Below are 11,515 nucleotides of genomic sequence, written 5' to 3'. Positions count from 1 at the left end.
TTCATGTTCCCAAAGGCCGGCTTTTGCCGGCCTTGTGTCGTTGTATGGATCGCCATAGGCAGATGCTTCTTCCTGCTAACCAGACCAATGCCAACACGTTTACCCTATATCCTTCGGCAGGGATAGGCTGCCTCGGGCCGCCGTCCCATTCGGCCGGAAGGTAGACCATGCCAATGCAGCGTGGTGGTCTGATTCAGTGTGTTGTTTACCCCAATCCTGAATCGCTGCCCGTTTTTAACACGTATGGCCGCGCCCAAAAAATTACCATTTGTATTAAGGGGCTCTCTATGCATTAAAAAGCAGGATATGTGCCGTGGGCGCTAAGCAGTTCGATATTACACCAATAAATACAAAGCGTTACGGTTTAATTATTGGGAGTTAGTAGGCTTTCGTCAGATTATACTGACTAATAATGAATCACCCGAATGGATAATTTTTAGCCAGGAAAAAAAGCCGGAGAAAAACATTACGCGTTTCTCCGGCTGCAACACATTATCATATTTTTGCATTATACAGCCTCAAGCTGTTGGTGACAACAGATATGCTGCTGGCTGCCATAGCCAGAGCCGCCAGAATAGGATGCAGCTGTCTTAAAAATTCCGGGAACATGTCAAAGGGAGCCAGAACCCCGGCCGCCACCGGAATCAATATGGTGTTGTAGGCAAAGGCCAGAAAGAGATTCTGCCGAATCGTTCCAAGGGTTTTTCTGCTGATCTTTATGGCCCGGGGGATCCCTTCGAGACTGCCGCTGGAAAGAATCACATCTCCTGTTTCAATGGCCACATCCGTGCCGGTTCCGATGGCCATACCGATATCGGCCTGTGCCAGAGCGGGCGCATCATTGATACCGTCCCCCACCATTCCGACCAGTTCATTATTCTGCTGCAGTTTGGCAACCTCTTCTGCTTTTTCCTCGGGCTTGACTTCAGCGACCACTTCATCCACATTCACCTGCCTGGAAATCGCTTTGGCGGTCTGAATGTTGTCTCCGGTCAGCATCACAACTTTAAGTTTCTCTTTGTGCAGGGCTTTAATTGCTGTTGCAGATTCGGGTTTCAGGGTGTCGGATACGGATATAAGGCCCAAAACATTTTTGGGGTCTGCCAGAAGCATTACGGTCTTTCCTTCGTCCTGGAGGGAAGAAATGATACCCAAAGATTCCCGGACATCATATCCGTCCTGCACAAACCATTTGGGTTTTCCGAATTTAAAACGCGTGCCATTAATATCCGCCACAACACCAAACCCGGATACCGCCTCGAAATCGGCCGGATTCGTCAGTTCCATCTCCAGTTTTTCAGTGTGTTCCAAAATCGACCGGCCAATGGGATGTTCAGACCCTTTTTCCAGGGATGCGGCATGGGCCAGGATAAATTCTTTCGTGATATCCGGGAAAAACGGAACAATATCCACCACGGACGGTTTGCCCATGGTAATGGTTCCGGTTTTGTCCAGTACAATGGTTTTAAGGCGGGCAGCGTTTTCCAGGGCTTCGCTGCGCTTGAACAAAATTCCGTTTTCAGCGCCTTTGCCCGTCCCTGCCATAATGGCTGTGGGTGTTGCAAGTCCCAGGGCACATGGACAGGCAATGACAAGCACAGCCACCATGCGGATCATGGCCGGCACAAATTCTCCTGTCATGCCCCACCAGATGAAAAAGGTGACAATGGCGATCGCAATGACACCCGGTACAAAAAAAGATGCGACCTTATCGGCCAGGGCCTGGATGGGCGCCTTGCTCCCCTGGGCCTCCTGGACCAGCCGGATAATATGCGAAAGGGCCGTGTCTTTGCCGACCCGGGTTGCCTTGAACCGGATCAGCCCCTGGCCGTTTATGGTGCCGCCGGTAACCGCATCACCGGTGGTCTTATCAACGGGCAGGGGTTCCCCGGTGAGCATGGATTCATCCACGGAGGATTTGCCCTGGATAACGGTTCCGTCAACCGGAATACGTTCGCCGGGGCGGATAATAACGATATCATCTGCCTTGACCTGTGAAATAGGAATTTCTTTCTCCTTATCCTGATCAAGAATCACCGCTGTTTTCGGTACCAGCCCAATCAATTTTTTGATGGCGCCCCCGGTTTTCCCTTTGGTTCTGGCTTCAAGCAGTTTTCCAAGCTTGATCAGGGTAATGATAACGGCGGAGGTTTCAAAATAAACGTGCCCGCCAAGGCCCGGAAGGACCAGAATGGCAAGGGAATAAAAATAGGCGACCGAAGACCCCAGCGCAATGAGGACATCCATGTTGGCGCTTTTGTTCCGAAGACTTTTGAACGCCCCTGTATAATAGTCAAGGCCGGTATAAAACTGAACCGGCGTCGCCAGGAAAAGAAATAACCAGTTCACCCAGAGCGCATGGCTCCACTGGCCCACAAGGCTGAAATCTCTGAGCATGCTCAAGGTGAACAACGGCAGTGCAAATATAAGCCCGATGACAAATTTTATGGTCTGGTCTCTGATTTCCGCATTCCGGGCGATTTGCTCACTGTCTTCTTGGTCATCGTCTTCGGCAAGGATCAGCTGATAGCCTATTTTCTCGACCTTACCTGCGATATCTTCGACGGAAATTTCAGACGGGATGAATTCAACGGACAGACGTTCTGAAGCAAAGTTTACACTGGCGTTCAAAACCCCTGGGACCTGAGTATTCAAAGTCTTTTCAATGTTGGCGGCACAATTGGCGCAGCTCATGCCCGAGACAGGAAATTCTCTTTTCGCAGCAGGCACGTGATAGCCGGAATCGGTAATGGCCTTGTGGATCCGGGCAACGGAAACTCTGGCCGGATCGTACGAAATACTGGCCTGTTCCGCCGCAAAATTCACATGTGCTGTCTCAACGCCATCCAGTTTGTTCAATGCTTTGTCGATATTCGCGGCACAATTCACGCAACTCATCCCGGAAACCGGCAGTGTAATGGTTTGTGAAGACATTATTTTTCTCCCTTTATTTCATCCCGCTGTTCAAATGAGTCAGTGAAGCAAATAAAAACCGACTATCAAAGTGAAATTTTGTTAAAAAGGTACATATGATTTACTCCCTGCTTTTTTTGTAAAAGAGGTGCCGGGACGCCCACAGCATACCCGGCACCTTTTGGTTTCAGTCTGTTAGTAACAACCGCCGTATCCGCGGCCTGCTCCCATCATATATCCATCAGGGATTCTGCCTTCGAAAAGCTTGTGCATTTCATTCATGTTCTCAAAGCGTGCCTTTTCAATCTTTGAGGAGATATCAAAGAGGTCTTTTTCAAGTGCTGAAATTCTGGCCTGGTCTTTTTCGGACTTGGCATATTCCTGGTTCAGTTCAACACGTTTTTCATAGTACTGTTTGCGCAGATCCTGGGTCGATGCAAAAAATTTATCCATCTGGTCATGCATCAACTGTTGATCTTTAGGGGAGAGATCATTCCACATATGGCCATAACCGCCCATCATGTGGTAGCCGTCACCCATCATGCCGTAACCGCCCATCATACCGGAACCATAGCCGCCACCCATGTGGTAGCCTTCGCCATGGGCGAATGCATAGGCTGTAAAACCGGTGATAAGAAAAATTGTCCCGAAAAGAATAACTTTTTTGAGTGAGAAATTAGTCATGTTTAAAACTCCTTTTTAAGTTGGTTATTGAAACAAGCATTCGCGTGTTTGATATTTTAGTATATCAATTAGCGTGCCAAGCATTTAACATATTGTTATAATGGAATTTATCTTTTTTAGGCGTTTATCTCGGAAGTTCAGCCGGTTTATTCTTATCCACTGAGTGGATAAAAATTAGTCGCTTTTAATTGAACGATTTATCGGCAAGCTGAAACTATTTCGTCGGATTTTCTCAGGGTTTGAAAAATGGGCAAAAACCCAAAAAGCTGGAAATTCCCAATACGGACAAAAGTCAGATCCGGCCTTCCTGGCTTAAGAAGGTTGAATTTGTTTGACTTTCTCTTTTTGTTTCATTATAGGAGTAAACTTAATTGCCGTAGAAACGGTCGGAAAATTTAAAACCACTATTTCCTTTTTGCGGGAAATAACGGGGATAATCCCCGGAAGAATCATAAACTTCAAATATGAAGCCAGAAGGTTTTCATCAACGCGAATGAAAAGCTTTTGGCTTTTTTTTTGGCTTTTTTCAATTTCCTTCATTGTCAGCGCGTTGACAGATCAGGAAGTCGAGAAAAACAATGCAGGATTAAAGCATTCAGCAACGATGATTCCATGCCCGTGATTGGGCTTGGAACCTGGAAATCAAAACCAGAACAAACTATCAACCATAAACAAATTAGGCCCAAATTATGAGATGTTTAGTAACCGGCGGAACCGGATTAGTAGGTTCCAATTTGACTTTAGCGCTTCAAGAACAAGGACACGAGGTAATTATTACAGGGCATGAATCTGAACAGGTCATACCTGGATTCAAGGGCAAATGCCTGTATCCGGGTTTTATAGGCATAGATTGGGACGCCATTGGAAACATTGATGTTCTTTTTCACCAGGCGGCAATCAACGGCACAAGAGTAAATGATGAAAAAGAAATTATGAGAGCCAACCTTGAATCATCAAAGCACTTATTCAACTATGTCATAGCCCATGGATGTAAAAAAATTGTGTACGCCTCATCAACAGCAATATATGGCAACAACCCGGCCCCTTACCACGAAAGCGACCCGCCTGATCCACAAACGCCATATGCCAAGGCAAAATTATTACTGGATGATTTTTCCATGGAACTTGCAGCCAAAGATTCATCTCTAACCATTGTCGGACTTCGATATTGCAATATATTCGGGCCAAGGGAAAACCATAAAGGAACAAGGGCCACAATGGTATATCAATTTGCCCAGCAGATGCAAAAAGGAAATCCAAAGCTTTTCAAATTCGGAGATCAAAAAAGAGATTACATCTATATTAAGGATGTTGTAAAAGCCAATATACTTGCATCAAAGGCAAACGAAAGCTGCATTGTCAATTGCGGATCGGGAACAGCAACTTCTTTTAACAGAATCGTTGAACAGCTGAATTTTGTTCTGGGCATGAACAGGAAACCGGAGTATATTGAAAATCCTTTTCAAGGCGAATATCAAAACCATACAGAGTGTGACATGTCCCTGGCAAAAGAAAAAATCGGTTTTGTGCCCGAGTACTCATTTGAAAAGGGATTAATGGATTATTATGATTCCGGTTTTTTAATTTGAGTGCCGCTACCACTTTTAGGGCGGATCACATGAAATATTTATCAATCAAAGTTACCCCAAAACTGTAGGCAACTTACATACAATCATCCGGGTTGCTTTTTAATGCTTGACATCCGGACGAGACCTAAGGTAGTACAATCCTAAAAAAATAAGTTTCATTTTTTTTATGGCAGCTTGAAGGTTTTTGTCGAAAGACTGCCAGGCAGGCAGTTTAAAGACCTTTATAGATCTAAGGCGGCTGAGCCGCAGAAACTAGAGACTGGAAACTAGAAACAAGAAGAAAGGAGTTTGACAATTTCTTGTTTTTTTTTGACAGAAACTCAGGAGTAAGGCACTAATATGCATTCGGGAGTTATCCTTATTAAGGCGCATCCGGATGTATTCATGAAAGGTAAAACAAGGCTACTTTTTGCCAGAAGGCAAGAGAGACAAATAAAGTTTAAAACCAGAGAAACCGTTTTATTTTAAATCAGCGTGTTTAGATCAGTTTTTCTGGGGTAATGATATCAAAAAGGCCACGAAGGTAAGGGCGGAAAACATCCGTCAAATCTTCGTGGCTTTTTTTTTGGATGAGGCGAAAGTCTCGTATGGTTTCTATTATTTACTTAGTTCCTATCCCTAACTTCAAAGGAGAATAAGATTAATGGACCTAAACACACAACGCGAACATTTTATTGATGTTATGGCCAAGTTTACCGGCTATGCAGGCAAGCATCTTCCCGATGATGTCATTGCCAAACTCAAAGAGCTCAGGACCCAGGAAGATACGCCCATGGCAAAACTTATTTATGATGCCATGTTTGATGACTTGGACATGGCCCATAAGCTTGACAGGCCGGCATGTCAGGACACGGGGGTTATTCAGTATTTTGTGCAGGTCGGTTCTAAATTCCCAATGATTGACGAAATTGAAAGCTGCCTGATTGAAGCGGTAAAAAAAGCCACCATAGAATCGCCTTTACGTCATAACTGCGTGGAAATTTTTGATGAAAAAAATACCGGCAATAATGTCGGCACAAGAATTCCCTGGATTGACTGGGAGGTTGTTCCCAATAATGACGAAGTAAAAATCTATATGTACATGGCAGGCGGTGGATGCAGCCTGCCCGGCACCGCAAAGGTCCTGATGCCCCTTGAAGGGTATGATGGTGCGGTCAAATTTATATTTGATCAGATCACCTCTTATGGCATCAACGCCTGTCCCCCGCTTTTGGTGGGTATCGGCATTGCCGGATCCGTAGAGGTGGCGGCCAAACTTTCCAAAAAAGCCCTGCTTCGTCCCATAGGAACACAAAATCCCAACGCCCGCGGCGCAGAACTTGAAAAGATGATCGAGAAAGGACTCAACGACATTGAAATCGGTCCTGGCGGACTTACCGGCAAAAATTCCGTTATGGGTGTCAATATTGAACAGGCAGGACGCCATCCGGCAACAATAGCCGTGGGTCTGTCAACCGGATGCTGGGCGCACAGAAGAGCGCTCATCAAATTTGATTCAAGCCTGGAATATGAAGTTATCTCACATAAAGGAGTCACACTATGAGCACAGTAACATTAACAACACCCATAAAAAATGAAGATCTTGAATCCCTTACCATTGGAGATGTCATATTCCTGGATGGATATTTGATCACCAGCCGGGATGATGTTCATCACCGCCATATCCACCAAGGCAAAGACCTGCCCGTTGACCTTGCAGGCAAAGCCATTTTTCATGCCGGACCTATTATGCAGGAAAAAAAAGATGAGCCCGGCAAGTACGAGGTGATTTCCATCGGGCCGACCACCAGTATGCGCATGGAAAAACTTGAAAAGGAATTTTTAGAGGCAACAGGCGTTAAACTGATTGTGGGCAAGGGCGGTATGGGGCCCAAAACCGCTGAAGGCTGCGTGGCTTCTAAAGCTATTCATACCGTATTCCCCGGCGGATGTGCCGTTCTGGCCGCAAGCCGGGTAGAAGAGGTGGAATCTGTAGAATGGCTGGACCTCGGCATGCCCGAAGCAATGTGGGTTATGCGGGTTAAACAATTTGGCCCGTTGATTGTTTCCATTGATACAAAAGGAAATAATCTTTTTGAAAAAAATAAAGCGATGTTTAATGAAAAGAAAGATAAAGTTGTGGCGGAAATCATTAAACATGTGGATTATCTTGATTAAAAATCCAAGATAATTATAAAAACTGGTGAGGGACTCGGAAAAAAAAGACACGCAAAAAGGATAAGTCATTATTTTTTTTCCGGGCCCCTTTACCCCTAAGTTCTATCAAACATATACATCCGCCTCAACAAATAATTAAAACATCAAATCCAACAATTTCTCACCGGGCATATATTCATAACTTATTTTTATGAATATGTAAGAATATATCATTTTTCATCATGCTTCAATCTCCTCTATAGTTCTTCCAACAACACCTTGATCAAAAATATTTTATAGAGATTCAAAACGGTTAGGAAAAATCAAAATTATTTCAACCTTTGAAAAAGGAGGATTGAGAACATGAAGACCCACAACCTAGGGTTCCCCCGCATCGGCGACAACAGGGAACTTAAACACGCACTGGAATCTTACTGGCGGGGAGAAACGTCCCAAACCGAACTGCTTGAGACCGGCGCCCGGCTTCGAAAAAACAATTGGGGCTGCCAAAAAAGGCTTAATTATGTACCCGTAGGCGACTTCTCATTTTACGACCACGTTCTGGATACCAGCTGGATGCTGGGCAACATTCCTGACCGGGCCCGGGAAACCGGCGGATCACCATTGGACCGGTATTTCCGTACAGCCCGGGGGCAGTCAGCAGGCGATGGAAAAGACAACCAGATTCCGGCCGGAGAAATGACCAAATGGTTCGACACCAATTACCACTACATTGTCCCGGAATTTGATTCATCCACTGAGTTTTGCCTGGATGCGCAATCGCTATTGGACCAGGTACAAGAAGCACAAAAGGCAGGTGTAAGACCCAAACCGGTTATCCTAGGCCCCGTGACCTATCTTTTTTTAGGCAAGGCAGAAAATTTTAACAAAAAAACCCTGCTGAAAAAGCTGCTGCCGGAATATGCCCGGCTTGTAAATCTACTGGCCGCCCAGGATGTCGAGTGGGTACAGATGGATGAGCCGCTGCTGGTCATGGATTTGGATAATGACTGGAAACACATGGTAGAACAAGCCTATCAGGCATTGGGGAGCGGATCTGTCAAGATCATGCTGGCTACCTATTTTGGCTCCCTTGAAGATAACCTGGGTCTGGCGTTGTCGTTGCCGATTCAGGCCCTTCACGTCGATGCGGTGCGGGGAAAAGACCAGGTGGCGGATCTGATTGGCCGGCTGCCCGAACATATGGACTTATCGCTGGGTGTAATTGACGGAAGAAATATCTGGAAAACGGATTTGAATGCCCTTCTGGATCGACTGACACCTATCCATGAGCAACTTGGCGACAGGCTGTGGCTGGCCCCATCCTGCTCCTTGCTCCACGTGCCTGTGGACTTAAGAATAGAGAGCGAACTGGATACCGAACTTTTAAGCTGGATGGCCTTTGCCAGGCAGAAACTGGTTGAATTGGATATTCTGGCAAATGCGTTAAACCAGGGCCGGAAAATAGTGGAAACGGAGCTGGAAGAGAACGCAAAGGCATTGAAAAACCGCAAAAAATCCACCCGTATCCATAACCCGGATGTCCAGGCCCGTTTAGCCCAGGTGGATGACACTTGGGGACAACGCAATCAACCCTATCTGGAACGGGCCAAACTTCATAAAGAAAAACTCAATTTGCCCCTTTACCCCACCACCACCATTGGTTCCTTTCCCCAAACCAAGGAGATACGTTCACTGCGCCTTAAGTTCAAAAAAGGGAAGATCGGCCTGGGTGACTACACTACCGCCATCCGGGACCAACTCAAAAACACCATTCAATTCCAGGAAAAGACCGGCCTGGATGTGCTGGTTCATGGCGAAGCCGAACGAAACGATATGGTGGAGTATTTTGGAGAGCAATTGGACGGCTTTGCCTTCAGCCGCTATGGCTGGGTGCAGTCCTACGGCTCCCGTTGCGTTAAGCCGCCGATCCTTTTCGGCGATGTATCCCGACTCCAACCCATGACTGTCATGTGGATTGTTTATGCCCAGTCCCTGTCTGACAAACCGGTCAAAGGCATGCTCACAGGCCCTGTAACCATTTTAAACTGGTCTTTTGTCCGGGACGACCAAAGCCGGGCCGACACCTGCCGCCAGGTCGCTCTTGCGATGCGGGATGAGGTGCTGGATCTTGAAAAGGCCGGTATTTCCATTATCCAGATAGATGAAGCAGCCCTAAGAGAAGGACTTCCCCTGCGTAAAAAGCAGTGGGATGAATATTTGAACTGGGCGGTGGGGGCATTCCGGATTACCGCCAACGGGGTCAAAGACGACACTCAGATTCATACCCATATGTGCTATTCGGAATTCAACGATATCATTGACGCCATCACACGCATGGATACCGACGTCATCACCATTGAGGCATCCCGGTCAAACATGGAGATATTAAACGCCTTTGACGAAACCGCCTATCCCAATGAAATCGGTCCGGGGGTGTATGATATCCACTCTCCCAATGTACCAACCGTAGATTTCATAGTAACCAACATGAAGGAAGCGGCCAAACGCATCCCAAGGGAACGACTGTGGATAAACCCGGACTGCGGATTAAAAACCCGGGCCTGGCCGGAGACAAAGGCAGCTTTAAAAAATCTGGTTGAAGCGGCCAGAGTGCTGCGCAGCGCTGCAACGGCTTGAAAAACTACTTATTATCTAAAACCTGTATTTGGACGAAAAGTTGCATGGATGATAGGCGTAAGCAAAGCTGAAACCGGAGCGTACTTTAGTACGTGAGGCCCGATTTTATAAGTTGGCAGCTTTGTGCAGCAACGCCGCAGGTGGGTGACTTTTCGTCCAAATACTATTTATAAGGCTCAATGCTCTTGCCATAATCCGGCCATATTGCCAGATTGCTTTGGATCTATGACATTTCAGGGCGGTACCGGAAACGGAGCGAATGATTCAATCGCCTCGACAGGCTGTTACGGAATATTTATTTCTGCAGTTTCTTCGTTGGGAAAATAAATTTGATCATCTTAGACATTTTCCTCAGCCGTAGTTGTGGCGGTGAAAGCTACCGCTGGTACCACATCAGGTAGACATCCGTACTGCCTTTCGGGTTCTGACGATACCCCATATTCAAAACATTTCCGTCTTCCAAGAAGGCTTGGGCGGTGGGCACGCTGGTTTGTTTCCCAGGATCCCACCACTGCCAATCCGGGCCGAGGAAAAATCGTTTGTCATCACTCAAATCCCGTGGATCAATGGGGGAGGTCTGTAAAAATTTTGGCCAATCCGCTGAAGATATGCGAATTTTCAAATAAATGGCATCATCCATACCGGCCTCTGTCCTGACGCCGATCACCTGCACCGTTTTGGGAAACTGCACACTGAACTTTTTTTCCCAGAGTGTAAGATCAAATCCTTTTGAATCCTTGCCCGTAGCCGGGGTATTGTTTCCACATCCGACCACCACCACCAGGACAGCCCAGATTAAAAAAACGAAGGTTCTCACATTTAAATCCTCTTTTTTAGTATTGATTAGAGGGAATTGGTTGGCCGGCGTTCCATGTAAATCGCCGGTGAAAAGATCCGATTTCATCATACTCCCTTGCCAGGCCCTGTTTGTGAAATTCTCCCATAAACGCATCTGTAATCTCAATACCCAGAATGTTCACCTTTTTGCCGGCATCCCAGTTATATCGATCGAAAAACTTATATTCGAAATTCATTTCATATTGTGTGCCCGCTCCACTTGTTTTTACCATTACCTGGCCCTTCCCCCAAACGGAATAGCCGCCCACTGCAAAAAACCAGTTTTTGTTTTCATGTTCTGAATTATAACCGCCCTGAACCCGCCGGGATGTGATCCAATGACGTCCGACCGGCAGGGTCTCAGCATAGGCTTTGGCTTGGGCAACCTCTAATTCGTATAATTTTTTAGCTGAAGGTACCTCTTTGACCATCCCTTCCAAATCAATTTTATAATTTCTGCCCGTATTGGCAAAATAGTGATTTAAATGCTTTACCGCGTCATCGCCGATCAAAATAAAGGCCCGAGGAAACACTTCCGCAATAATGGTCGCCTTCAGGACAATATAGCTTGGATTTCGCTCTTTGAAAATGTGCGTTTTTCGTTTTTCACCCTTCATTGTCATTGATTGCTCCACCATTAATTCAGCTTGAGTTGCCCAAGTATTGGTAATCATAGTAATGAAGTGGAACGTCCAGAATGAAAAGAATATCTTTTT

The 11,515-nt window shown here is 46.1% G+C and carries 10 protein-coding genes; 4 read left to right on the top strand and 6 right to left on the bottom strand.

Features of this window, described 5'->3' with window-relative positions; genetic code table 11:
* Positions 1-104 precede the first annotated feature (104 nt).
* From B147_RS33485 to B147_RS0108495, 4 genes are all read right to left on the bottom strand, one after another.
* A complete protein-coding gene (locus B147_RS33485; RefSeq protein ID WP_083927858.1) occupies positions 105-293 on the bottom strand; it encodes a multicopper oxidase domain-containing protein in 189 nt (62 codons plus the stop codon).
* Positions 294-495: 202 nt separating this feature from the next.
* Entirely contained in the window at positions 496-2,934 is a 2,439-nt protein-coding gene (locus tag B147_RS0108505; RefSeq protein WP_020586784.1) for a heavy metal translocating P-type ATPase, read from the bottom strand.
* A gap of 174 nt (positions 2,935-3,108) precedes the next feature.
* A complete protein-coding gene (locus B147_RS0108500; RefSeq protein ID WP_020586783.1) occupies positions 3,109-3,597 on the bottom strand; it encodes a periplasmic heavy metal sensor in 489 nt (162 codons plus the stop codon).
* 312 nt (positions 3,598-3,909) lie between these two features.
* Positions 3,910-4,137, bottom strand: coding sequence for a hypothetical protein (locus B147_RS0108495; RefSeq protein WP_020586782.1), 228 nt, complete (start codon positions 4,135-4,137; stop codon positions 3,910-3,912).
* 149 nt (positions 4,138-4,286) lie between these two features.
* Between B147_RS0108495 and B147_RS0108490 the strand changes: the two genes are divergently transcribed.
* From B147_RS0108490 to metE, 4 genes are all read left to right on the top strand, one after another.
* Positions 4,287-5,186, top strand: a complete 900-nt coding sequence (locus tag B147_RS0108490; protein WP_020586781.1) for an NAD-dependent epimerase/dehydratase family protein — start codon at positions 4,287-4,289, stop codon at positions 5,184-5,186.
* Between the two features lie 643 nt (positions 5,187-5,829).
* Positions 5,830-6,729, top strand: coding sequence for a L(+)-tartrate dehydratase subunit alpha (gene ttdA, locus B147_RS0108480; protein WP_020586779.1), 900 nt, complete (start codon positions 5,830-5,832; stop codon positions 6,727-6,729).
* Positions 6,726-7,343, top strand: coding sequence for a L(+)-tartrate dehydratase subunit beta (gene ttdB, locus B147_RS0108475; RefSeq protein ID WP_020586778.1), 618 nt, complete (start codon positions 6,726-6,728; stop codon positions 7,341-7,343). Before ttdA ends, ttdB begins: the two co-directional genes overlap by 4 nt.
* Before the next feature lie 342 nt (positions 7,344-7,685).
* The gene (gene metE, locus B147_RS0108470) at positions 7,686-9,962 is read left to right on the top strand and encodes a 5-methyltetrahydropteroyltriglutamate--homocysteine S-methyltransferase (RefSeq protein ID WP_020586777.1); all 2,277 of its coding nucleotides are present in this window, start codon (positions 7,686-7,688) and stop codon (positions 9,960-9,962) included.
* Between the two features lie 376 nt (positions 9,963-10,338).
* Here metE and B147_RS0108465 read toward each other — a convergent pair whose 3' ends face one another.
* The gene (locus tag B147_RS0108465) at positions 10,339-10,779 is read right to left on the bottom strand and encodes a hypothetical protein (protein ID WP_020586776.1); all 441 of its coding nucleotides are present in this window, start codon (positions 10,777-10,779) and stop codon (positions 10,339-10,341) included.
* A gap of 16 nt (positions 10,780-10,795) precedes the next feature.
* On the bottom strand, positions 10,796-11,515 hold a 720-nt coding region (locus B147_RS0108460; RefSeq protein ID WP_211216927.1), incomplete at its 5' end, for a hypothetical protein.

Origin of the sequence: Desulfobacter curvatus DSM 3379, assembly GCF_000373985.1 — a bacterium.
Taxonomy (GTDB): Bacteria; Desulfobacterota; Desulfobacteria; order Desulfobacterales; family Desulfobacteraceae; genus Desulfobacter; species Desulfobacter curvatus.
This window is presented reverse-complemented; position numbering and strand designations above follow the sequence as displayed.